The sequence below is a fragment of the Faecalibacter macacae genome, assembly GCF_003687725.1.
Lineage (GTDB): Bacteria > Bacteroidota > Bacteroidia > Flavobacteriales > Weeksellaceae > Empedobacter > Empedobacter macacae.
On the sequence record NZ_RDOJ01000024.1, the window covers coordinates 1 to 24,339 of the forward strand.

The 24,339-nt window shown below is 31.0% G+C and carries 20 protein-coding genes; 7 read left to right on the forward strand and 13 right to left on the reverse strand.

Annotated elements, in window-relative coordinates:
- Positions 1-828 precede the first annotated feature (828 nt).
- The 6 genes from EAH69_RS12865 to EAH69_RS12890 all read right to left on the reverse strand — a co-directional run bounded on the left by EAH69_RS12865 (position 829) and on the right by EAH69_RS12890 (position 10,082).
- On the reverse strand, positions 829-2,259 hold the full coding sequence (locus EAH69_RS12865) for a RagB/SusD family nutrient uptake outer membrane protein (RefSeq protein ID WP_230466823.1): 1,431 nt from the start codon (positions 2,257-2,259) through the stop codon (positions 829-831).
- A gap of 13 nt (positions 2,260-2,272) precedes the next feature.
- Positions 2,273-5,302 carry a SusC/RagA family TonB-linked outer membrane protein gene (locus EAH69_RS12870; protein WP_121935619.1) on the reverse strand — a complete coding sequence of 1,010 codons (3,030 nt, stop codon included), beginning with the start codon at positions 5,300-5,302 and terminating at the stop codon, positions 2,273-2,275.
- Positions 5,303-5,751: 449 nt separating this feature from the next.
- The gene (locus EAH69_RS12875) at positions 5,752-6,882 is read right to left on the reverse strand and encodes an efflux RND transporter periplasmic adaptor subunit (protein ID WP_121935620.1); all 1,131 of its coding nucleotides are present in this window, start codon (positions 6,880-6,882) and stop codon (positions 5,752-5,754) included.
- Positions 6,883-6,908: 26 nt separating this feature from the next.
- Positions 6,909-8,162 (reverse strand): ABC transporter permease, encoded by a 1,254-nt coding sequence (locus EAH69_RS12880; protein ID WP_121935621.1) that lies wholly within the window; start codon positions 8,160-8,162, stop codon positions 6,909-6,911.
- The gene (locus tag EAH69_RS12885; RefSeq protein ID WP_121935622.1) at positions 8,162-9,391 is read right to left on the reverse strand and encodes an ABC transporter permease; all 1,230 of its coding nucleotides are present in this window, start codon (positions 9,389-9,391) and stop codon (positions 8,162-8,164) included. Before EAH69_RS12885 ends, EAH69_RS12880 begins: the two co-directional genes overlap by 1 nt.
- A 1-nt stretch (position 9,392) precedes the next feature.
- Entirely contained in the window at positions 9,393-10,082 is a 690-nt protein-coding gene (locus tag EAH69_RS12890; RefSeq protein ID WP_121935623.1) for an ABC transporter ATP-binding protein, read from the reverse strand.
- Positions 10,083-10,265: 183 nt separating this feature from the next.
- Here EAH69_RS12890 and EAH69_RS12895 point away from each other — a divergent pair, with 183 nt between their 5' ends.
- Together EAH69_RS12895 and EAH69_RS12900 are read left to right on the forward strand one after the other, a co-directional pair.
- On the forward strand, positions 10,266-10,466 hold the full coding sequence (locus tag EAH69_RS12895; RefSeq protein ID WP_121935624.1) for a hypothetical protein: 201 nt from the start codon (positions 10,266-10,268) through the stop codon (positions 10,464-10,466).
- Positions 10,467-10,805: 339 nt separating this feature from the next.
- Positions 10,806-11,075 carry a hypothetical protein gene (locus EAH69_RS12900; RefSeq protein WP_121935625.1) on the forward strand — a complete coding sequence of 90 codons (270 nt, stop codon included), beginning with the start codon at positions 10,806-10,808 and terminating at the stop codon, positions 11,073-11,075.
- 21 nt (positions 11,076-11,096) lie between these two features.
- Here EAH69_RS12900 and priA read toward each other — a convergent pair whose 3' ends face one another.
- Positions 11,097-13,559 (reverse strand): replication restart helicase PriA, encoded by a 2,463-nt coding sequence (gene priA, locus EAH69_RS12905; RefSeq protein WP_121935626.1) that lies wholly within the window; start codon positions 13,557-13,559, stop codon positions 11,097-11,099.
- Positions 13,560-13,628: 69 nt separating this feature from the next.
- Between priA and EAH69_RS12910 the strand changes: the two genes are divergently transcribed.
- The 3 genes from EAH69_RS12910 to EAH69_RS12920 all read left to right on the forward strand — a co-directional run bounded on the left by EAH69_RS12910 (position 13,629) and on the right by EAH69_RS12920 (position 15,694).
- Entirely contained in the window at positions 13,629-14,150 is a 522-nt protein-coding gene (locus EAH69_RS12910) for a hypothetical protein (RefSeq protein ID WP_121935627.1), read from the forward strand.
- A gap of 40 nt (positions 14,151-14,190) precedes the next feature.
- Complete coding sequence (locus tag EAH69_RS12915) at positions 14,191-14,592, forward strand: acyl-CoA thioesterase (protein WP_121935628.1); 402 nt, start codon at positions 14,191-14,193, stop codon at positions 14,590-14,592.
- Positions 14,593-14,746: 154 nt separating this feature from the next.
- On the forward strand, positions 14,747-15,694 hold the full coding sequence (locus EAH69_RS12920; protein ID WP_121935629.1) for a tetratricopeptide repeat protein: 948 nt from the start codon (positions 14,747-14,749) through the stop codon (positions 15,692-15,694).
- Between the two features lie 51 nt (positions 15,695-15,745).
- On the opposite strand, the gene EAH69_RS12925 is transcribed toward EAH69_RS12920, so the two are convergent.
- On the reverse strand, positions 15,746-16,915 hold the full coding sequence (locus EAH69_RS12925; protein WP_121935630.1) for a proline dehydrogenase family protein: 1,170 nt from the start codon (positions 16,913-16,915) through the stop codon (positions 15,746-15,748).
- 157 nt (positions 16,916-17,072) lie between these two features.
- Positions 17,073-17,324: a type B 50S ribosomal protein L31 gene (locus EAH69_RS12930; RefSeq protein ID WP_121935631.1), complete on the reverse strand. Its 252-nt coding sequence runs from the start codon at positions 17,322-17,324 to the stop codon at positions 17,073-17,075.
- 388 nt (positions 17,325-17,712) lie between these two features.
- On the opposite strand from EAH69_RS12930, the gene EAH69_RS12935 reads away from it, so the two are divergent.
- On the forward strand, positions 17,713-19,083 hold the full coding sequence (locus EAH69_RS12935) for a hypothetical protein (protein ID WP_121935632.1): 1,371 nt from the start codon (positions 17,713-17,715) through the stop codon (positions 19,081-19,083).
- 58 nt (positions 19,084-19,141) lie between these two features.
- Here the strand turns inward: EAH69_RS12935 and EAH69_RS12940 are convergent, their stop codons facing one another.
- Both EAH69_RS12940 and menA read right to left on the reverse strand, forming a co-directional pair.
- Positions 19,142-19,822: a metal-dependent hydrolase gene (locus tag EAH69_RS12940; RefSeq protein WP_121935633.1), complete on the reverse strand. Its 681-nt coding sequence runs from the start codon at positions 19,820-19,822 to the stop codon at positions 19,142-19,144.
- A gap of 19 nt (positions 19,823-19,841) precedes the next feature.
- Positions 19,842-20,768 carry a 1,4-dihydroxy-2-naphthoate octaprenyltransferase gene (gene menA / locus EAH69_RS12945; protein WP_121935634.1) on the reverse strand — a complete coding sequence of 309 codons (927 nt, stop codon included), beginning with the start codon at positions 20,766-20,768 and terminating at the stop codon, positions 19,842-19,844.
- 81 nt (positions 20,769-20,849) lie between these two features.
- Between menA and EAH69_RS12950 the strand changes: the two genes are divergently transcribed.
- Positions 20,850-21,683, forward strand: coding sequence for a GH25 family lysozyme (locus EAH69_RS12950; RefSeq protein WP_121935635.1), 834 nt, complete (start codon positions 20,850-20,852; stop codon positions 21,681-21,683).
- A gap of 296 nt (positions 21,684-21,979) precedes the next feature.
- On the opposite strand, the gene EAH69_RS12955 is transcribed toward EAH69_RS12950, so the two are convergent.
- Both EAH69_RS12955 and EAH69_RS12960 read right to left on the reverse strand, forming a co-directional pair.
- Positions 21,980-22,669, reverse strand: coding sequence for a hypothetical protein (locus tag EAH69_RS12955; protein ID WP_121935636.1), 690 nt, complete (start codon positions 22,667-22,669; stop codon positions 21,980-21,982).
- 56 nt (positions 22,670-22,725) lie between these two features.
- Complete coding sequence (locus EAH69_RS12960) at positions 22,726-23,976, reverse strand: MFS transporter (protein ID WP_121935637.1); 1,251 nt, start codon at positions 23,974-23,976, stop codon at positions 22,726-22,728.
- Positions 23,977-24,339: the final 363 nt, after the last annotated feature.

Sequence of the window (24,339 nt, forward strand, 5' to 3'; positions counted from 1 at the left end):
AAAAAATCAAGACTGTAAATCTATTTGACTAAAATTAAATCTCATTTCGGAAATGAATTAAATGTCTCCTTTCAGTCACTAATTCATTTTTATCCTTCATTCTATTTAATTTTTTAACGTCATAGATTTAAATGTCAGTTTATTCTATATAAAACGCTTCGACAGGCTAAGCATGACAAATTTTTAGATCCCTGAATACTGAAAGGACAGAATATGGATAAAAATAAAGATGCGATTCTGAAACGAGTTCAGGAGGACTTGACTTATATTATTATAGTCAATACTTTTTTCCTGATAAAAAAGTATTCAAAAAATCAAGGCTACGATTTTCGACGGTCAATTTACATCTCATTTCATGGAAATGATTAAATGATTCGTTTCACTCACTAATCATTTCGAACATTACATTTCGATGAATTGACTCTCGTCTGCTAATCGGAAGGCCAGTTTATTTAAAAAAATGCTGCGAAAGGCTTTTGAAATTCCTCGATACCTCGAAATGACAGATTACTGATAAAAATAATGATGAGATCCTGAAACAAGTTCAGGAGGACAGTTGAATAAAATACTTAGGAATGACGAACCGGTAAATATTTTATAAAGAAAAAATGGAAGTGACAGCCGGGATTGATTATTTTGTAATAACTGCTTATTAAAAAGCAGGTGTTACGAAATACTTTGATGAAAGGACTCGGAAAAATGAGTTGCGTAGCAAGGAAGATTTATTTCAATTGTCATTAATAAAAATAAACCTCATCAAATAGAATAAAAAAAGAGGTGAACAAAAGTTCACCTCAAAAATATTATAAAAAGTAATACTAAATTGTATTAATTACCCCATCCTGGGTATTGTGTCATTAAACCATTTAAGTTTAATGTTGAACTTGGAATAGGTAAAACGAATAATTTATTATCTGCAGCAACACTAGAAACACCACCTTCTACGTTAGAAGTTTTAACGAATCCTAAGTTGTTACGTTTTAAGTCAAAGAAACGTTGTCCTTCTCCTAAGAATTCAATACGTTTTTCTGCTAAAATTGCAGTTAAAGCATCACCTTCGTATTGCACTCCACCACGTTCAGCAGCAAAAGCATTTAATTCAGCTAAAGCAGCTGTTCCTTGACCGATTTTAGCCATTGCTTCCCACTTGATGAATTTTGCTTCTGTTAAACGTAATACACGTACATTACCAGTAAAGTTTGTTCCGTCTACAGTTTGAGTAAATTTCTGAACATAATAACCTTTTGGCGCATCAGTTTCAGAAGCATTTTCTTGCGTAAATAAATCTTTACGAATATCTCCTTCTGCTATTGAATTGATAAAATCTGCACGGAACATTAAGTAATTCTTAGCTCCATAAGGATCGTAGAATGCAGAAATAGAACGGTTAACACCTGGGTTTGCAATTACAGACATATTGATTTCGAAAACAGTTTCTGGTTGATTATTTAATTCACCAGAAGTCGTTCCTTTGAAATAAGAATCTAATTCTGTAGCTGTAATAGTTGTATTTGTTGCTAAAACCTCATCAGCGTATTGAATTGCTTTTTGGTAATCACCAGCTTCACCACGAGTTAAGTAAGCTTTCGCTAACATTATACGAGATGCAGTTGCAGACAAGTACCCTTTGTTTACTGTAGCTTCGTTAAATTCTGAAATACCGTTCTCTAAATCTGAAATGATTTGAGCATACGTTTCAGCTACAGTTGAACGTCCGTAATAAGCATTTGGATTGTAATTTCCTGTGTGAATTGCAATACCATATTCTTGATTAGCTCCAGAAGTTGGGTTAGCCGCATAGAAAGATGCTAAATAGTAAAATGCAATACCACGAGCAGCATACGCTTGCGCTTTATATCCCTTAACAACATCTGATTCTTCTAATTCAGAATTAATGATCATGTTTGCCATCGCAACAACATCGTACATTTTGTTATAAATAACAAAATCGTTATTTGTATCAGATGGTGTCCACGTCATTGTATTTGTAATCTTGAAACGACCATCATTTCTTCTAGAAATAAATGCGTTATCAGAGATTAATTCTCCTAAAATAATACCATCAGTTGCTAATGCATCGGCAGAAGCGAATTCGCTATACATACCATTAAGAACTGAGTACATACCTTTTTCAGTTTTGATGGTAATGTTACCATCATATATAATTGTATCAACTGGCATTTCGTCTAATAAATCTTCTGAACAAGAAGAAAAAGTAGTCATAAATGCAGCGATAGCTAAAATTGTAATTTTTTTCATTTTAATCAACTTTTTAAAAATCAACAGAAACACCAACAGAAACACTACGCATAATTGGCGATGTGTAATCGTAAGTACCTTTACCTTGCCATCCGAATGAATAACCATTAGAGTTTGTCTCAGGATCAAACGTTAACTTGTCATCAAATACCCAAGTAGCTAAGTTAGTTCCACGTAAGTAAACTGTTAAGTTGCTGAATCCTGATTTTGATAATACATCACCTAAACTGTACGCTAATTTCACTTCTTTTAAACGGATGTGGTCACCATCACGTAAGAAACGAGTTGACATTTTATTAGAACCTGAACCATTTCCGTACACCTGCATTGGGTTAGAAGCTGTTGTATTTTGAGGCGTCCAGCTATCATTTAAACTTTCTCTGTACACATTGATATCGTAGTAAGCACCATCGTTATAAATGTAATTAGAGTATCTATCGATTACAGAATATTCGAATTGTCCAGATAAGAAAACAGATAACGTTACATTTTTGTAGCTGAAATCATTTCTTAAACCTGCCATGTATTTAGGGAAAGGTGATTTTCCTTGGAAATATTTAGACGCTTCGTTGTAGTTAGATGTAGTTTCAGTTTCTGATGCATCTGTATAGAATAATGGATTACCATTAGAAGCATCAACACCTGCCCATCCTACCATGTAGTATTCACCAAATAAACGACCTGATTGAACAGCTTTGTTTCCTCCTTCTAAGTAGATTGCATTATTATCAGTTAAATCACCAACTTCTGATTTATTGTAAGCAAAGTTTGCTGAAATATTCCAGTTGAAATCTCCACGGAATGGACGAACTGTAATTGTAGATTCGATACCTTTATTTACAATTTCACCTACATTTTTCATACTTGAATCAACTGGAGATGGTGTTTCAGCAGGGATTCTTACTGGGAAAATTGCAGCTTCAGTTTTCTTGTTATAAATATCAATCGAACCAGAAACTAATCCATTTAATACCGAATAATCTAAACCTACATTTAATTGTTGTGAAGTTTCCCAAGCTAAATCAGGATTACCAGCTTGCGCGATAATTAAAACACCTTCATCACCATAATTTCTTGTATTACTTAATGTTGAAAAACTATTGTAAGTACTTCCCCAAGAATCAGCATAAGGAATATTTCCGATTTCACCGTAGTTTGCACGTAACGTCATGTTATCTACAAAATCGATTTTTAAATCTTTGTTCATAGCCCAAGATCCACCAACAGACCAGAAAACTCCTGATTTATCGTGAATACCTAACGTTGAGTTAGAGTCACGACGAATTTGTCCGTTTAATGTATACTTACCATCTAAGATGTAGTTTAAACGTCCGAAGTAAGAAATCTGAGTCCATTTAATTTTATCACCATTGATTGATAACACTTGAGAAGCATTATTCATATAAGCACCATCTAAGATGAAATTTTGTTTTTCTTGAGAACGTCTTTTACCGATGTGCTCTTGGTATTCCCAACCTGCGTTAGCAACAAATTCGTGACGATCACCTAATTTCTTAGAATAAGTTAATGTATTTACCCAGTTCCAATCTGTATATTGATTCTGAGACTCAAACATATACCCATTGTATCTAGCTCCATCACCGAAGTTTGGATTCCAATATAATGTTTCGTCTAAATTTTGGTATTGCGTACCAAATTGAGAGTTAAACGATAAATCATCTGTAATTTGATAATCACCATAAATTGAAGCTAAGAAAGTATTAACTGTACCTCCTACTTTATTCTCTCTTTGTAAACCTACTGGGTTATAATCTCTATTCCCTAATAAGCTTGTATTGTAAGAACCATCTGCGTTGTAAACAGGTAATGTTGGGATAATTGCCCAACGCGTTTGCCATGGATTAGAGTAAGCTCCAGCATCAGCATATGTTTGGTTTTCTACGCGAGAGTAATTTAAGTTAGTTCCTAATTTGAAACGATCTGATGCTTTGTGATCAACAGCTAACGACGCAGAAATACGGTCGAATTTAGAGTTGATGATTAACGGATCATTATCGTAGTAAGAAAAACCTGTACGGAAAGATGTGTTATCAGAACCTCCTGTAGCAGAGAAACTGTACGTACGAACTGTTGACATATCACGTTGAATCGCTTTTGTCCAATCTTCGTTAGTTACACCATCCCATCCAATTACTTCGTCAGCAAAGTAGTTTTGAGCTCCTAATTGAGAAGCAAATTCTCCTGTGTTATAGAATGCTAATCCTCCCCATTTAACGAAATCATTTGCATCTAAGAAGTCTGCTTTATCAAAAGCGATGTCTTGAATGGACATTTCTGTTGAAGCGTTGAATTTAGTTTTTTGATTGAATTTACCACGTTTAGTTTTAACCACTATAACTCCATTTGCCCCACGAGCACCATATAATGCAGTAGAAGAAGCATCTTTTAAAACAGTGATCGATTCAATTTGATTTGGATCGATAGATGATAATGGGTTGAAAGATGTCATAACTCCAGAGTTATCATCACCTTTACCAACAACAACACCATCAATTACATATAATGGATTTGTAGTACCTACGAAAGAACCAGCACCACGAATTGCAATAACATTAGCAGAACCTGGTTGTCCACCTCCAGTAGAAAAGTTTAAACCAGCAACACGTCCATTTAATACTTCATCAACAGAAGCAACTGGCGTTTGTTCTAAATCGTCGCGTTTAATTGTTTCGAAAGAACCAATTTTTTGAGTAGGATCTAATTTAATAGAACCTAAAATATTTACAGCTGCTAATTCTACAGTTTCAGTTTTCTTAGCAGCATAGCTAATAGAACCTAAATTATTAGAAGTTACAATAACTTCTTTTCCATTGATAACTAAAACGTCACCAATCTGAGCATCAATATCAAAAGCACCATCGACATCAGTATATACTACTTTATCAGTACCTTTTACAGTAACCTCAACATCAGATTCCGGAAAACCATCAGCGTCATTTACCACACCTGTTGTTTGAGCGTAAGCTAAAACTCCTAATCCTAGGAAAGCTAAGAAACTCAAAGATGTTAATCTTCTCTTCATTTTCGATAAAAATTTTAAGGCGGTAAAAATGACAAGAATTAATAAACCCTTAAAATTTTATTTTAACATTACATAAACGTAAATTTTAATATTTATAAAATAATTTATTAATAATGATTATAATTGATGATTATATGAAATTTTAACAGATATTGATAAAATAACCGAAATTATTTAACCTTTTTAACCAGTAAACAGAAAATGTAACTTTAGTTAAAAAAATAAATGTTATGAATTGAAATACTTTTATTTATAACAATTACACAATAACCACCTAAAATGTATATTAATCGAATTTAAATGTATATTTATACTATTTAGAATTATTATAAGAATAATTATTAAATAAAATGCAGATTTTAACATTATAAAAATAAACACAGTATGTATAATTATTACATAAAAAAACGGCAATAAATCAATATTGCCGTTTTTTTAATATTCTGTTATTAATGTGGACCTGGTCCATTTGGTTTATCTAAATCTGTGTTCCAAATTTTGATTTGATCATTTTGTGTGATTCCTTTTTTAACTTCAACACTAACACCATCTGTAACACCAAGCGTTAAATACTTTTTCTCGTAAGTTGCATCAGCGCCTTTACCAGATTTTAACACTTCCACATAAGGTTTTTGATTTTCGTCGTAACGCAAATGTGCAGATTTAATCATTAAAACATTGTTCGCTCCTGCCGTTATTACTTCTGCATTAGCAGAATATCCTGCTCGAATAAAATATTTAGAATCTAATTGAATTGGTGCTTTTATCTCAAACTGAACAACACCATTACTTGCAACACCCTGAGGCGAAATAAAATCTAAAATTGCAGTAAACGTTTTATTTGGAATAGCTCCAATCGAAACATTAATCTTCATTCCTTCTTTTAATTTGCCTACCTCAGCTTCGTCAACTTTCCCTGAGAAAATCATGTTATTGATATCTGCCATTGTTGCAATTGTAGTTCCCGTTGAGAAATTATTAATTTCCTGAACCATATTTCCAATTTCGACTGGAATATCCAATATAACTCCAGAAGTTGTTGCAACAATACGTGTCGTCGCATATTTCTCTAAACCTGGCGCAACACCTGTTTGAGCTACTTGATAATTTGCCTCAGCAGTTCGTAAGGATTGTTGAGCATTTTGATACATAGCAGTAGCATTATCAAATTCAGCTTTTGGGATTACACCTTGATTGTATAATGTTTTTGAACGATTATATTCTTTTTGTTGCAGATTAACTTCAATTTCTGCCGAACGAATGGTTTGCAAAGCCGAGTTTAAATTTGCAACATTCGGAACTACACGAATTTCAGCAATTAACTGACCTCTTTCTACAAATTCACCTTCTGTTACATTGATTGATTTTATTACACCCGAAATATTTGGTTTAATTTCAATCGTTTCTAAAGGTTTTACTTCTCCAGTTGCAACAGCTTTCACTTCTATATTTCCAACTGTTGGTTTTGTCACTTCGTACACTTGATTGTCTTGGCTATTTTTCTTACCAAAATATGCAATCACACCAATAACAAGTGCAATAAACAAAACTATACCTACAATTTTTAGAACTTTTTTCATTCTATATAACTCTATTTCTTAATAAATTATTCATCTCTCAAAGCATCAATTGGCTTAATTGAAATTGCACGTTGAGCCGGTATTAAACCTGCAAAAGTTGCCATTACTACCATAATTGCCAATGCCACAAACAACGTAAACAAATCTATTGATGCATTATAAATAGGAATACTATCGTTTCCTGGAATTATCACTTCGTTCAAAAACATCAAAATTAATCCCGCGCCAACAATTCCTGCTAAACCTGCTATTAACGTTAAAACTACAGACTCTAATAAAATTTGACCTCGAATTTGTGATGGAATCGCTCCTAAAGCACGACGAATTCCAAATTCTTTAGTTCGTTCAGAAACGGTAATCAATAAAATACTCGAAATCGCAATTACTCCCGAAAACAAAGTCATCGCTCCTACTACAATCGCAAGAAATTGCATTCCTTTTACGAATTTCATGATTTTACCTAACATTTCTCCTAAGTTAAATCCTCCTAAACCTTGATCATCTTCGGGCGCAATATTTTTAACCTCTTTTAAATGATTTTTTAATTGTTTTTCAAATTGAACAATATCATATTCATTTGGAATACTTAATGACAAATATTGAATTTTCTCTCCTTGATTATACACCTTTTGAAAAGTTGTAAACGGAATAAAAATCTGATCTTTTGATTCTACTGGCGATGAAGGCGAATCATATATTCCAACAATTGTATAATAACTATCTGAAATACGAATTTGTTTTCCTAATGGGTTTTCATCCTTCGGAAAGAAATTTTCAAACACTTCAATTCCAAGAACACAAACTTTCGTTTCATTTTTTATATCATCTTCATCAATAAATCGACCTTTTATGATGTCTTTACCAAACATTCTGTTTTGATCTGGATAATCTCCGTTGACATTATAAAAATTATATTTCGTACCAAAAGCAACAACAGAATTAGGATTCATGTTACGAGGAGCAATTAAAGAAATCTGAGGAAACTTAGCTTGAATTTGCTTTACATCACTCATCTTTAATTCAATCATTCTACCTTTCTGAAAACCTTTATAAGGCATAGATGTTGTTCCGCCCCAAACAAATAATGAGTTGGTTGCTGCATCTGCAAGATTTCTGTCAAATCCATTTTGCATTCCGCGCGTAAGACCAAGAAGAAGTACAAAAAGGAACATTCCCCACGCTACACCTATCATTGTAAGAATGGTACGTAATTTATTTTTTCTGATTGCGGCATAAACCTCTGTCCAAGCATCTATGTCAAATAATAATTTCCAATTCATTACTCGTCTCTTAATGCTTCTATAGGTTTAATTTTTGCAGCTCTTAATGCTGGAATCATACCTGAAACTGTTCCGGCAACAAATAAAATTATTGTTGCTAAAATCAATGATTTTGAATCAACTCCAGGATCAAAAATAAAATATTCTTCCAAACTATCTCCGATATTCTCAACTACCAAAGTAGCTAATAAAATACCTATTGCACCGAATACTAGGGTTATCAAAATAGCTTCTTGCATAATTAATGAAAGAACACTAACCGGTGTTGCACCAAGTGCTTTACGAATACCAATTTCTTTTGTTCTTTCTTTTACACTAAAAACCATAATATTTCCGATACTTACAATTCCGGCAATTAAACTTCCGCCACCGATGATGAAAACCATTAAAGTTAAAATAAAGAAAAATTGATCCGTTTCTTCCATAGATTCCGCTGCATTCCTTACTCTAACTCCGCTGTAATCTTCGGGGCTTATATTGTATCTAACTTTAAAATTATAATCAATTGTATTGGCTAATTTCTTAATATCACCCAACTTCAATTCGTCCTTTGGTGTGATGATAATAGACGAAACTTCGTCAGTTGCATAAATCGTTTTAAACGTAGTATAAGGCGTATATATAGAACGCTCTGCATTATCGCCTCCATCCGCACTTTCAAAAATACCGACTATTGTATAAACACCTTTTCCTATTTGTAAGTTTTGACCAATCGCTACTTGTCCCGGGAAAAAATCCTGTGCAACTAATCGCCCCACAACAATTGATTTGGATTGATTATCCATATCTTTTTCGTTAATGAAACGACCATAAGATATCTTTTCATTAATCATATGCTCATATTCAGGATAAACGCCAGTTACTGAATAACTACCCGAATTATTTGCATTACGAATTGTATCTGTTTTTGCGATTGTAGCAACAACATATTTAATCTGATCTGGAAATGAATTTTGTAAAAAATTAATATCCTTATCCTTCAATGTTATTTGACGACCTTTTTTAAACCCATTAAACGACTCGGAAGTTGTACCTCCAGAAATCGTAATATTTAAAGAATTCGCATTAAAAAATTGTTTTTGAAATCCATTTTGTAATCCATTTCCCAAACCAAAAAGCGTAATAAATACAAACAACGCCAAGGCGATTGTCAGACCAGACAAGGACGTTCTTAATTTATTACTGGAAATGGAAGACCAAATCTCTCTCCAACGATCTACATCAAACATACTATACGCGAACTTGGTTTACTTTTGTATCACTAATAATTACACCATCTTTTAATCGTACAATACGTTTACACATATTTGCAATATCATCTTCGTGGGTAACCATTAATATTGTTTTTCCTTCGTCGTTAATTTCCTGAATTAATCGCATTACTTCGTGAGAAGTTGTAGTATCTAAAGCACCTGTAGGTTCATCAGCCAATAATAGTTTTGGTTTAGCGGCCAACGCTCGCGCAATAGCTACACGTTGTTTTTGTCCTCCAGAAAGTTCATTCGGCATATGATTCGCCCAAGGCGATAAACCTACTCTATCCAAATATCCTAAAGCGATTTCATTTCTTTCCGAACGTTTCACTTTTTGATAATACAAAGGCAAAGCAACATTTTCTAATACATTTTTAAAGTTGATTAGATTGTAAGATTGAAAAATAAATCCAAGAAATTTATTTCTATAATTAGCTGCTTTTGTTTCGTTTAACTTTTCGATTCTGAAATTATCTAAATCATATGTACCTGAATCATGTTCATCTAACATTCCGATAATATTCAACAATGTTGATTTACCAGAACCCGATGAACCCATAATCGCTACAAACTCTCCTTCTTCCACCTCAAGGTCAATCCCTTTAAGTACATGAAGAGAATTCTTCCCCATTTTATATGATTTATTTAAACCTTTTATCGAAATCATTTCTATTTACGTCTTTGTTATAAAGATAATTCATCAGTAGTAAATAATGGAATATTGTTACAAGAAAGTATTAAGAAAGTTTTTATATTGCTTTAGATATTTTTTTTGTTAAATTAAAAATTAATCATTAATTGTGTAACATAATAACTCTTTAAATAATATTTGAAATTCTAACAAAATAGTATGATTATTATAAATGGTAGCGCAATAAAAGAAATTGAAGTTTCTGAAAAAACTTTACAAGAAAATATTATTAAAAATTTTGAAAAGATATTCCCTAATTATAAATTATTAAATTCAGAATATAAGCTAACTGGAGATGTAAGAAAATTTGGAATTAGCGGAAGAATTGACATTTTCGCGTATAACATTATTGATTTTTAATTAGTTATTATAGAACTAAAGAAAAAAAATGATAAAAATATACTGTTCCAAATTATTGATTATTCAGATTTTGTAGTTGAAAATTTTTTATCAATAGTAAGTAGCTTAAAAATCAATGAAAATATTAAATTAAAAATACTTAAAGCAAAAAAAATCCCTGAAATAGTTTTAATTGCCTCTGAATTTAATCATCCTACAATAAGAAGAGTTTTAAATATTAAGAATGAAATCAAAATTTTAAAATATAAATATTTTGAAGATGATATAATTTATTTTGAAGATTTTGATGAGAAAAAACCAACAAAAATTCAAAAGAGATTCATTATTGAAAATGGCAAAATGAAACTTGAAGATTTTGATCAAATGCTTAATAAGATAATACAAACTATTGAACTAAAATATTACGAAGTAGATTATAATAATATCATTGTTAATCCTTCACAATTTTATGAAGGCTATCTAGAAATTGTACAAGAACTAAACATTCCTTTAATATCAAAAACAGATTTCATAAAGAATCTAAAAGAATCCCATTATTTTATAAAAAGCAAAAAATCTTACCGTTTTAAAGGTAGAATAACAAGTGTCTTCTATCTTCTAAAAATCTAATTTCAATGAAATAGTTTAATCTTACATCGGATCTACATCAATATCTATTTTCACAGAACGATAAGCTGCAATTGTATGCAATCGTTCGATTTGTTGCAGAATTAATTGTTTTACTTTAATAGGCGACTGATTTGGCAAAATCTTGATCATTACATCTGTAATGTATTGGTTATTGATTCGTCCTACTGATGGCGCTTCAGGCCCCAACAAACAACGAGACTCAAAACTTGGTTTTAATAATTGCACCAACTGAGCCGCTGTTTTATCTAAACGCTCTTTATTTGTATGTTTAAAACGAAGATTTATTAAACGTGTAAACGGAGGATAAAAAAACTCTTTACGTTCGTAAATAATATCCTTCATTGTTTGATGATAATTATATGTTGTTACATTTTGTAAAATCTGATGTTCGGGCTGATACGATTGAATCAAAACTTTCCCTTGTTCTTGTCTACGACCCGCACGACCAGAAACTTGAGTTAACAATTGAAATGCTTTTTCGTGCGCACGAAAATCCGGAAAATTAAGTAACGAATCGGCACGAATCACACCAACGAAATTGACATTTCCAAAATCAAAACCTTTCGTTATTATTTGCGTTCCGATTAAAATATCAACTTCTTTATTTTCAAAATCTTCAATTAATTTTTCGTAAGCAAATTTCCCACGCATCGCATCAACATCCATTCGGCGAATACGTGCTTCAGGAAAAATCTCTTGCAATTGATGTTCGATTTGTTCCGTTCCTAGACCTTTTGTATTTAACTCAATCGAACCACAACTTACACATCGATTCGGTTTTGCTTGCGCATAACCACAATAATGACATTTTAATTGATTAGAAAATTTATGATACGTTAAACTCACATCACAATTTGGACATTCAGGTGTATTTCCGCACGAATTACATTCCATAATCGGGGCATAACCACGACGATTCTGAAACAGAATTACTTGTTTCTTTTCCTTTAATTGCTCTATAATTTCGTCACGAAGAATATGCGAAATATCGTGCGTCATTTCTTTTTCGCGTTGCGCTTTCTTTAAATCAACTAAATTAATTTCAGGCAACTGAATTTTACCAAAACGCTCAGTTAATTCTACATAACCATATTTTCCTTGTCGTGCATTAAAATAACTTTCGATTGAAGGCGTTGCAGAACCTAACAAAACTTTTGCTTTCGTCATCGAACCTAAAACCATTGCCATATCTCGTCCTTGAAAAAATGGTTTTGTATCCATTTGTTTGTACGAAGATTCGTGCTCTTCATCAACAATCACCAATCCGATTTGATCAAAAGGCATAAATAAAACATTTCGTGGTCCAATAATGATATCAAAATCACCATTTAATGTTTTTTGCCATAATTCGACACGTTCATTTTGATTAAATTTAGAATGATAAACACCAACTTTTTCACCAAAATGCTTTTTAATACGATGAACAATTTGCGTTGTAACCGAAATTTCTGGCAATAAATAAACCACTTTATTCCCTTTCGCAATTACTTGTTCCATCAACTTTAGATAAATTTCGGTTTTTCCACTTGATGTTACTCCATGTAATAAAACCGTATTTTTTGAAGCAAATTCTTCCTTAATTTTCTCTAAAGCTTCGGTTTGTTTTAAAGTTAATTGATGAATTTCTTCTTTTTCTAATTCATTTTCATCCACACGCGAAGTTTGAAATTGATAAATTTCTACTGCACCTTTTTCTGCTAATGATTTTATAACCGCATTCGTAGAACCCATTTTTACAAAATCAGCAACTTTTAACGGTTTTCCTTGATTTTGCGTTTCTAACGTAATTAATTGCAATAAAGATTCGCGTTGTTTATTAGCGTTCTTTTTTAAAGAATCTAAAATTTGAATAAAAGCTTGATCGTTTCCTTTAATATCCGGATGAATTCGAACATAATTATCAATTTTCGGCGTGTATTTCTCTTGAATTTTTTCATCCAATTGAATTATTCCTTTATCAATCAATAATTTTAAAGTCGGAATTGCAGATTTTGCATCAATAATTAAAGCTGCTTCTTCAACCGAAATAATCTGACGCAATTTTAACGCTTCAAAAACTAAATATTCATGATCATTTAATTCTTGAAGATTTTCATAATCCGGATTAATTAAGCGAACAAACGTTTGCGATTCTAACTTTAATGCAGATGGAAACGCATTACGAAAAACATCGCCCAACGTACACATATAATAACTCGCAATCCATTCCCAAAACTGAATTTGAAAAGGCGTTACAATTGGTTCATCATCCAAAAAAGCATGAATTCCTTTTGTTTTATACAATTCTGGTTTGTTTTGATGAATAGAATGAATGATTCCGGTATACAATTTTTGCGTCCCAAAAGGAACAGCTACACGTTGTCCAATTTTAATTTGCTGTAAATCAGAATCCGTTAAATGATAAGTAAACGTTCCTTCTAAATTTAGTGGTAAAATAAGTTCAGCAAAATAAGTTGAGTTCATTCTTTTTCGTATTGAAATGGCAAGTTAGGAAGATTTTTTATTACTTTTAAATCGATTAACAGCTATAAAATGAAATTCGTTAGTAAAAGAATCATTCTTTATACAATTGCCTTCTTTTCATTAACTTGGTTTTCAAAATCTCCTTTAGGAATTAACCAAATCTATGATAAATTTATTACCACTTTATTAAAGGATGAGTATTTGAATTATTTTATTATTGTTTCAGGAATCTTGGTTTTCTGTTTAATAATAAAAATGATATATAAAAATTTCAGTAATCGTCCTGAAAAATTCTTTAAAAGATATTTCCGTTTATATGGATTTGTTTATTCGATGAATACAATTTTTACATTATTTTTTTATAGTTATATCCTATCTCACGCCTTGTTTTATACTTTTTTATACATCAATCGGATAGAAACAACTTCAATCAATTCATATCCTTATCAAAAACATAAAAATGATATTGAGGATGAAATTTTCTCAGAATTTAAACATAATAATTACATTGATCAAAATAAAACCTACAACATTACTACGAAATATGGTTTATTGAATCTTCCTTATTCATCTAAAATTGAATCAAAATAGTTACATTCGTTTTTAAATCAAAAACAAAAAAACTGAGAAAATGGAATTTCAAACTTACGATTACCCAATTACGATTAAAGAACATCATTTAGATACTTTTGGACATGTAAATAATGCTACGTATTTACAAATTTATGAAGAAGCGCGTTGGGAATTACTTTCTAAAAAAGGATACGGATTAGATACAATCCGCAAAACAGGAAAAGGACCTGTGATTTTAGAAATAAATATTAAATTTTTGAAAGAATTACGCTTAAGAAAAAATGTAACAATACACACAAAAACATTAGGTTATAACGGAAAAATCGGAAAATTAAAACAATGGATTACCGATACTGATGGAACAATTTGCAATGAAATTGAAATGACATTGGGATTATTTGATACGAAAGAACGAAAATTAGTTGAGCCAACTAAAGAATGGTTAAACGCAACGACATAAATTCAAAATAAAAGGGAAAACGAAATCAGTTTTCCCTTTTATTTTGTTTATTTTCACTTAATTGAATACAAATATTAATCTTCAAAAGATAATTATAAAGAAATAGGAATTTTTGAATTAACTTTTACTTCTGAAAACAAATCAAATTAACACAATGAATATATTTCTAAAATCTACTCTAATTCTTTCACCTATATTCTCCTTTGGCCAAGTATCTACAATTGAAAAAGAAGTAACAAAAAATGCTTGTGAATGTGTCAATAAAATCAATGAAAATGAGTTAATGAGTCGAAAACATTTTTATGTTGAGATTAACAAATGTATTGATGAACAAGTTTTAATTTTTCAATTATCTGATAAACTTGGATCAGGTAAAATTGCTGAAAAAAAATCAAATAAAGAAGATACAGTAAATATAAAAATAGACACAAATAAAAACAGCGCTGATTATCTAAATTATTACAGAACAATAGAAGATAATTTATTGGAAGAATGTAAAGACTTTAAAAATAGAATTGCCGCAAGTGAAATTGGGATGGAAAATGAGATTCCGTCAAAAAATGAAAAAGCTTTAGATTTTTACAACAAAGGAAATAACGAGGTTAGAAATAATAACTGGGAAAAAGCTGCGGAATATTATAAAAAAGCTACAAACGAAGATCCTGATTTCACATTTGCTTGGGATAACTTAGGCGTTAATATGAGAAGATTAAACCGTTATGAAGATGCTATTGCAGCCTACGAAAAATCGTTAAGTATTGATCCTTACGGAAAAATGCCTTTACAAAATATTGCTGTTGTCTATATCTATTCTGGAGAGTATGAAAAAGCAAAAGAATCTTATGAGAAATTCGCAAAAGTTTATCCAGATTATGTAGAACCAATATACGGATTAGCGAATTTATATATTGCTCATTTAAAAGATTACGAGAAAGGATTGGACTATGCTTGTAAAGCATTTATTTCATATATAGAAAGTAATTCTCCTTATAGATCTGATGCAGAACAATTAATAAAAATTGCTTATCAGGAATTAAAAAAACAAGGTAAAGAACATCGTTTTGATGAAATTTTAAAAGAAAACAACATCAATAATCAATAATCAATAAAAAAAAGCCACTCAACGAGTGGCTTTTCTATTATATTTTAAAAATTATTTCGACTTACGACGCTCTAATTCTTTTTTGATTAATCCTAATTCACGACCTGTTTGTCCAGCAACTGAAGTATTTTCTTGTGCACGACGAATCAAGTAAGGCATAACTTCTTTAATTGGTCCGTAAGGTAAATATTTTGCAATATTGAAACCTAAGTGAGCAATGTTGAAAGAAATATTATCACTCATTCCGAATAATTGTCCAAACCAGAAGTTACGATCTGAAGCTTTAATTCCTTTCTCGTTCATTAATTTAATTAATAATTCACAAGAGTACTCATTGTGAGAACCTGCAAATAAACCAAATCTTTCGTGATTTTCTACGATGAAACGAACAGCAGCGTTATAATCTCTGTCAGAAGCTTCTTTACTTGGTTGAATTGGAGATGGGTAACCTTCTGCTTGAGCACGTGCACGCTCTTTTTCCATGTATGCACCACGTACCACTTTGTAACCTAAATAATAACCTTCGCGTTCAGCTTTTTCAAACATTTTCTTTAAATAAGCTAAACGATCGTGACGATACATTTGTAAAGTATTCCAAATTAAAGGACGCTTCACATTGTATTTAACCATCATTTCGTCGGTTAAATCATCAGCAGAATCTTGCATCCAAGTTTCTTCAGCATCGATCATAATATTTACATCAGCTTCAAAACCTGCTTTACAAACCTCATCGAAACGGGAACGAACACTTTCCCAACGTTTTTGTTCTTCAACATTTAATTCTTGTTTCTTACCAACTTTTTCAAATAATTCAATTCGTCCAAAAGCTGTAGGTTTAAATACTACAAAAGGAATTTCTGGGTTATTTTTAGCTAAAGTAACTAAATGTAACATAACATCTTTTACATGATCAAATTCGCTTTCTTCAGTTTGTCCTTCTACAGAGTAATCTAATATAGAACTAACTCCATATTTGTATAAATCTTTTGCAACTTCAACACCTTGCTCGGCAGTTTCTCCACCTACAAATTGTTTGTAAATCGTTTCTCGAATTACTGGTTTAACTAAAGGAATATTTACCGCAAATGGTAACTTAAAAAAAAGTGTACCAAAATTAGTTAATGTTGAGCTACCTATTAATTGAAATAAGTAGTGAGCTTTTTTTAATTCAGCATCTGATTTAGAGCTGAAAGCGTGTTCAGTGTTGTCAAATAAAGACATTGATCGTGTTTTATTTTATAAATTAATGATACACAAATGTAGCGAGAAAAAAATATAATGCATAAAAAAACCTACAAGAAACTTGTAGGTTTTTTCTATCTTAATATAACAATAGTAATCAATTAAGCAAAACTGCTTAATATTTTTATTGTTATAATTATTTTGCTCTTTTAGCGTATTTTGTTTTGAATTTGTCGATACGTCCTGCAGTATCAACTAATTTAGATTTACCTGTGTAGAAAGGGTGAGAAGTTGAAGAGATCTCTAATTTAAATAATGGGTACTCTACTCCTTCGATTTCGATAGTGTCTTTAGTTTCAGCTGTAGATCTAGAGATGAATACATCTTCGTTAGACATATCTTTGAATGCTACTAAACGGTAATTTGTTGGGTGGATATCTTTTTTCATTTTAAAATCTTCTTTCTAAACTTAATGAGGCGCAAAGATAAGATAAAAAATAATTGAAACAAGAGTAACATCAATTTATTTTTTGATTCTTAAAACAATTCGCTTTACAAAATATTATTTCGAGTGTAATGTGTAATGGTCTTTGAAATAATACCTTATTAATTAAGTTTGCGTTAATTATTTATTTTACTGGCGCAAATATATAAAATCGAGTTTCATTATACAAGTAAAAAATAAAATTTACTTAAAATTTCATCAACCTTTTCATTGTGTGTTTTTTAACCATTAAAAATCAATAAACTTTATAAATAAGTACCAAATAGCAATCAAAAAAATATAATAAATTAATATTTTAGTAGTTTAATACAATAGACATAATATCTAATCTATGAATATAAGAACCTTGTTAGTTGGTTTAGGTATTGGCTCTTTAGTCGCTTTCCAATCGTGTAGAGAAGATTTCGATTTCGACCCAATCTCTTCTGATTTACGTTTTAACACAGATACTATTTCGGTAGACACGGTTTATAACCACTCAAAATCTGAAACTTACGTTTTAAAAATATACAATCCAGATGATAAAGATTTAGTAATTCCACGTATTGCTTTGGCAAAAGGCGAGAATTCTTACTTCAACATCAATGTAGATGGACAGGCTGGTACAACCTTTACTAATATACCAATTCGTAAAAATGATAGTTTATTCGTTTTTGTAGAAATTGAAGCTGATGAAGCTCCTATTAATCCTTTTTATGATGATGAAATTTTGGTTGAAACAACACAAAATCAACAACACGTAAAATTAATTTCTTGGATTGAAAAAGCTCAAATTCATACAGCAAATGCAACATTAAGTTCAGCTAACTGGAATTCGAACGAAGCACAAGTCATAGAAGGTAATCTTACAATTACTAATAATCTTACGATTGATGCAGGTACTAAAGTTTATTTTAAAAGAGGTGCAAGTTTAATAATTGATAATAATGCTACTTTAAATGTAAACGGCTCGTTAGGAAACGAAGTTAAATTTAGATCATCTCGTCACGACACAAAATATGATTCGTTACCAAATCAATGGAATAAAATTGAGTTAAAACAAAATAGTGTTTCTAACATTAATTACGCAAAAATTATTGGTGCAGATACAGGTTTAAATGTAAATGAAGCGCAATTAACTATTAATAATTCCTTTGTTGTAAATAATCAATCGTACGGAATTTTAGCTAATAATGCGAAAATTAACGGTTATAACTTAATCGTAAATAATGCTAATTTAGCCGCTTTTGCAGTTGAAAATGGTGGAGAATATACCTTCTACCACTCTACTTTTGCTAATTATTTTAATATGATTGGTACAGCTGGACCAGCGTATAGTTTATATCTAAGTAATTATATCGACCAAACGACTAATGCGTTAACACAAGCAACATTTGCAAATTGTATTTTTTATAACCAAAGAACGCCAAATGCTGTTTTTTTAGACAAAAAAGACGGCGCAGCTTTTAATTATAATTTTGATACCAATTTATTTAAGAATGTAAATACAGCAGAATTAAATGTCTTAACTGCTGCTGGTTTTACAAATTCTATCGTTGGAGATCCTTTGTTTGTTGATGGAACATATACATCAAACAAATTAAAAGTTGGTGAAAATTCTCCAGCTTTAAATGCAGGAAAAGTGAGTATCGCCCAACAATACCCAAAAGATTATTACGGAATTCCAAGAGGAACAAATCCAACACTTGGAGCAATTCAATAAAAACAAAAAATCCTGTTAGAATTTCTAACAGGATTTTTTTTATGTTTTAAACTTTATTTTAAACCGTTAAATCTTCTCCGATTTCTAATAAAACTAATTCGATATTCTTATTAAAGAAAACAGATTTTGCAATTCCTTTATCAATTTTAATTGGAGGAAAAGTATCAAAATGATATCCTAAAACTTTTGTTGCTTGTACAAATTCGGCAGCAATAGAAGCGTCTTTCGCTCCCATCGTAAAGTTATCTCCAATTGGTAAAACAGCTAAATTAATTTCACCAACCATTTCCGGAATCAACTTCATTTCATAAGTTAAAGCAGTATCTCCAGCAATGTAAATGCGTTTCCCTTCAGCTTCGATAATATACCCATTAGGATCACCACCGTAAGTTCCGTCAGCAAAAGATGAAGAGTGAAAAGCAATTGTTGATTTAATTTTACCAAAATCAAATTCATATACTCCACCTGTATTCATACCGTGTGCATTCAAACCTTTTGCTCCATAATAACCAGCAATTTCTGCATTAGAAATAATTAAAGCCCCAGTGTTTTTTGCTAATTCTTCCACATCATATACGTGATCTTGATGCGCATGAGTAATAACAATATAATCCGCTTTTAAATTAGCAAAATCAATATTCTTTGCTAACTCATTTGGTGTAATAAATGGATCAACTACAATAGATTTTCCATTTGCTTCTATCAAAAGGGAAGCATGTCCTAAGTATTGTACTTTCATAGTATTTTATGATTTATTTTTATTGAACTAATGTATCTATAAAACCAAAACCAACTAATCCGTAACCTAATAAGATTGCGAAGAATAAGGCCATCATTGAAACTGGTTTTAAGAACTGATCATATTCTTTTGGCTCTTTCACTTTATAGATTTCTCTACGAACTGAATTTGCTAAGAAAATTAAAATTAAGAAAACTAATACTGATAATTTCCCTTCCTTACCAGGTAAATTAGCCACATAAATCGTAGATAATATAAAAGGGAAAGTCATTAAAGCTAATTGATAATATTTACTTTTTTCGAATCCTAATTTAGAAGCTACTGTAATTTTATTATTCTTCACATCATTTTCTACATCGCGCATATTGTTCAAATTCAGAACCGCCATACTCCAAAATCCCATAGAAGCAGCAGGTAAAACATTCCACCAATTAAACGATTTTGAATATAAAAATTCTCCTCCTAAAACTGCCACTAATCCAAAGAAAATAAATACAAATACATCTCCTAGACCTATGTATCCATAGGGTTTTTTACCCATTGTATAAAACATTGCAGCTAAAATTGACGCAACACCCAAACCAACAAAAATCACCAAATAGTCAATATGATTAGGAATAAATGAAACGTATAACAAAGCAGCTATACAGACCAACGAAAATACAACCATAATACCTATTGCTGTTTTCATTTCTTTCTGAGAAATTAAACCTGAAGCTACTGCTCTTTGCTCTCCTTCTCTATTATCATCTGTTCCTTTTACTCCATCTCCATAATCATTTGCAAAGTTTGATAAAACCTGAAAAGCTAACGTAGTTAAAAGCGATAAAAAGAATATATCGTGTTGGTAATAACCTTCGAATTTCGCAATAAAACCTGCTAAAATTAAACCACTTAAAGAAAGTGGTAACGTGCGCAAACGCGCGGCAAGAATCCATTTTTTCATAATGAACAAAGATAATTAAGAAATCGTTTTTAACGTAAATCTTTTCTTAGTATTATTGTATCTCTAACGAATTAAATGATAATGGCTAAAAAGTCGACAAAGAAAAAACAAGAAAAAAGTATTCCCTATAAATTAATAATTTTCGGAATTATAACTATTGTGTTGCTTGCATTTACTTTTCATTATCGACATGGTATTAATTATTGGTGGAAAGTTGCCGAACGTAAACTTAAAGGAGAAAACGAGGATAATAAAATCAATTTAGTTAAATACGATATTCGAAATATCGAAGTCATGGATCGTTATTATTTAAATACTTTTGGATTGGATGTTTCTCAATACCAAGGAGAAATCGAATGGTCTGAAATGAAGATGATTTACGACATTTATCCAATTAGTTTTGTGTACATCCGTTCAACAATGGGTGCTATAAATTCGGATAAACGATTTGATGAAAATTGGGAAGGAGCAAAACAACATGATTTTATACGTGGAGCTTATCACTTTTATCGTCCGGATGAAAATTCGACTGCGCAAGCTCAAAATTTTATTCAGAATGTAAAATTAGAATCGGGCGACTTACCTCCTGTTTTAGATATTGAAACTATGCCGCGTACACAATCTATGGAACGTTTGGTAGAAGGTTTAAAAAATTGGTGTACGATAATCGAAGATCATTATGGAATTCAGCCTATCATTTACACTTCAGACAAATATTATGAAGATTTTTTACGTGCACATTTTGAAGGTTATACCATTTGGATTGCCAATTATAATTTCTTTGTAGAAGATATGAAACCACATTGGAATTTTTGGCAGTTTACTGAAAAAGGCCAAATAAAAGGTACAAACGAAAAAGTAGATGTAAACATTTATAATGGAACGGTTGATAGTTTAAAGAATTTGACTTTGTGATAATTTTCAAATAAAAATTTAAACGACATATAAATTTATGACATTAAGAAGTTAAATCGAACGAAGGATTAAAATGAATTAGCGAGCGAATGCGAGACATTTAATTCATTTCCGAAATGAGAATTTAATTTTAGTCAAATAGATTTATAGTCTTGATTTTTTGGATACTTTTTTATCAAGAAAAAAGTATTCATTTGATTCCTCGACAAGCTCAGAACGAAAAAGTTCTTCATCCTAAATTTATTACTAGATTGCATTATATCATCATAAGATATTGAAATAAGTACAAAAAAATATTATTCTTTTTCCATTAATTCAGGATGAAAACGATTATAATCTAGTTTATAAATACTATCCCAATTTACCTTAGAAAAATCATCTGAAGTGTCATTGATAAACGCATTTGAAACCAATCGTTCACGTGTAGAAATTGGTCTGATAATATATTTATACGAATTTTCTAAAAGGAATTTTCTTAGTTTAAGAAATGAAACAGAATTCAATTTTTCTGGTTCTATTGCTAAAACTAAACTTGTATAAGAATCACTATTTGAAGTTTTCTTAAAATCGATCTTTTTTATAAAATGAATTAAGGTATCTGAATCAATTTTCTTCAAATCTTGTTTCTCAACTTCGTACAATTCAGCAATCATTTTTTTCTTTCTTAATTCAATCGAAGCAGTTCCACACAACCAATAATCTTTATATGGATTTTCATAATAAAAAACTTCATCATTCGAATTAAATATAAATGTATAATCATCGAAATCATGAAGAAATGGATCTAATAAATCATTTTCTTTTTCATAAGTATACAAATCTTTTTGGTATTTTATGATTGAGAAAGTAGAATCCGTATTCATACCCATAGCCAACCAAATTTGATTAATCGAATCTTGAGTAATTTTATCTTTTTCTTCTTGAGTTAACTCGCGTTGACAAGAAAAAACACTAACAATTATCGTTAGAAAAAGAAAGTATTTCATTTATATTGAATTTTTTATAAGGTAATAAAATGAATCAATTTAGTTTACAATGATTATTAGTTCAATTCTACTTTTCTTATTGGTTTGATTAAAATTGCAATTAAAATCACCGTAATAATCGTCATCGATCCTCCAAAGATTATAGCCGGAACTAACCCTAGAAACGTAGCAGCAATACCACTTTCCAAAGCACCTAATTCGTTGGATGAACTAACAAAAATCGAATTAACAGAAGAAACACGCCCTTTTAAATTTTCAGGAGTTTTGATTTGTAAAATACTTTGACGAATCACCATCGAAACGGCATCAAAAGCACCTGCAAATAGTAAAATAGCAAAACATATATAGACATTTTTTGTCAATCCAAAACTGATAATACATAAACCAAATAAAGCTACAGCTCCTAATAATTTTGGTCCAACATTTCCTCGTAATAAAGGTAAAGATGACAAGAAAAACATCATAATTAATGAACCTATTCCGTGTGCAGAACGTAAAAATCCAAAAGTTTCAGGGCCTTGTTTTAATACTTTTTCTACAAAAGCAGGCAAAAGAGATTCGGCGCCACCAAAGAAAACTGCAAACATATCCAAACTTAATACAGCTAAAATAATTGGAGTTGCCCAAATAAATTTCAACCCTTCTTTGATGCGTTGCATGGCTGATTCTGTGGATTCTGCCTCCGATTTATCAGGTGGTTTTGGCGAAATCAATAAAATCATCACCATCGAAATACACATAATCACAAAAGCAGTAATTAATGCTGCTTCAATACCAAATTGTGCTAAAATTAATCCTCCTGCTAATGGTCCTAATACCGATCCAATCATAAAAGCAGAAGACGATAATGGAATTGCTTTCGTGTAATTTTCTTTGCGAACAACTAAGGCTAACAATGCGAAAAGCGATGGTCCACTGAAAGCTCGTGTTAATCCTAAAATAAAAAAGGCTAAATAACATACACCTAAATACACCGGAATTCCGATTTGACTACGAATGGATTCTAAATTGACAAACATCAACACAAAAGAGGTGATCATATAACAAGAAATACAAACTAATAAGATTTTTCTTTTGTCTAATTTATCCACCAATTGACCTGCGTAAAATGCAGTCAATAGAATTGGTGCAAATTCAAATAATCCAATTAATCCTAAATAAATCTCTTTTTGTGTGACTTTGAAAATCTCATAGGCAACCGAAGTACTTTGGATAAACAACGCAAAAATCAACGAGAAACGTAAAAAGATAAACGGTATAAATTCTTTGTTCTTCCAAACGGAAGAATCTTTTAGTTCTTGGCTCATGTTATCAATAAAATCTAAGTAAATTTACGTTGTTAAGGTTACTTATTACATAACTAATGGTAATTATTTTTAGATTCTCCGACAAGCTCAGAATTACAAATTACGTCACTTCGAGTGATTTTCGTTTCAAAGAATAAGAAAATTGTATCGAGAAGTTAGACGTATTTTGCCTTAGTTCTCGATACAAAAATCAAAGATTTTCACTCGAACAGACGAAAGGATATTTCACTCTACTTGCACAAGTTTTGTCAAGCTGAACTCGTTTCAGCTTCTTTTCAAATAATCAAACTAAATGTGATTCTGAAATTATACAAATAAAAAAGCGAAACCTCATCAGTTTCGCTTTTCGAGCCGGATATTTGC

Coding starts and splice junctions, on each gene's coding strand:
- EAH69_RS12865 (WP_230466823.1), bottom strand. CDS start 2,259: ATGAAAAAAATTACAATTTTAGCTATCGCTGCATTTATGACTACTTTT.
- EAH69_RS12870 (WP_121935619.1), bottom strand. CDS start 5,302: ATGAAGAGAAGATTAACATCTTTGAGTTTCTTAGCTTTCCTAGGATTA.
- EAH69_RS12875 (WP_121935620.1), bottom strand. CDS start 6,882: ATGAAAAAAGTTCTAAAAATTGTAGGTATAGTTTTGTTTATTGCACTT.
- EAH69_RS12880 (WP_121935621.1), bottom strand. CDS start 8,162: ATGAATTGGAAATTATTATTTGACATAGATGCTTGGACAGAGGTTTAT.
- EAH69_RS12885 (WP_121935622.1), bottom strand. CDS start 9,391: ATGTTTGATGTAGATCGTTGGAGAGAGATTTGGTCTTCCATTTCCAGT.
- EAH69_RS12890 (WP_121935623.1), bottom strand. CDS start 10,082: ATGATTTCGATAAAAGGTTTAAATAAATCATATAAAATGGGGAAGAAT.
- EAH69_RS12895 (WP_121935624.1), top strand. CDS start 10,266: ATGATTATTATAAATGGTAGCGCAATAAAAGAAATTGAAGTTTCTGAA.
- EAH69_RS12900 (WP_121935625.1), top strand. CDS start 10,806: ATGAAACTTGAAGATTTTGATCAAATGCTTAATAAGATAATACAAACT.
- priA (WP_121935626.1), bottom strand. CDS start 13,559: ATGAACTCAACTTATTTTGCTGAACTTATTTTACCACTAAATTTAGAA.
- EAH69_RS12910 (WP_121935627.1), top strand. CDS start 13,629: ATGAAATTCGTTAGTAAAAGAATCATTCTTTATACAATTGCCTTCTTT.
- EAH69_RS12915 (WP_121935628.1), top strand. CDS start 14,191: ATGGAATTTCAAACTTACGATTACCCAATTACGATTAAAGAACATCAT.
- EAH69_RS12920 (WP_121935629.1), top strand. CDS start 14,747: ATGAATATATTTCTAAAATCTACTCTAATTCTTTCACCTATATTCTCC.
- EAH69_RS12925 (WP_121935630.1), bottom strand. CDS start 16,915: ATGTCTTTATTTGACAACACTGAACACGCTTTCAGCTCTAAATCAGAT.
- EAH69_RS12930 (WP_121935631.1), bottom strand. CDS start 17,324: ATGAAAAAAGATATCCACCCAACAAATTACCGTTTAGTAGCATTCAAA.
- EAH69_RS12935 (WP_121935632.1), top strand. CDS start 17,713: ATGAATATAAGAACCTTGTTAGTTGGTTTAGGTATTGGCTCTTTAGTC.
- EAH69_RS12940 (WP_121935633.1), bottom strand. CDS start 19,822: ATGAAAGTACAATACTTAGGACATGCTTCCCTTTTGATAGAAGCAAAT.
- menA (WP_121935634.1), bottom strand. CDS start 20,768: ATGAAAAAATGGATTCTTGCCGCGCGTTTGCGCACGTTACCACTTTCT.
- EAH69_RS12950 (WP_121935635.1), top strand. CDS start 20,850: ATGGCTAAAAAGTCGACAAAGAAAAAACAAGAAAAAAGTATTCCCTAT.
- EAH69_RS12955 (WP_121935636.1), bottom strand. CDS start 22,669: ATGAAATACTTTCTTTTTCTAACGATAATTGTTAGTGTTTTTTCTTGT.
- EAH69_RS12960 (WP_121935637.1), bottom strand. CDS start 23,976: ATGAGCCAAGAACTAAAAGATTCTTCCGTTTGGAAGAACAAAGAATTT.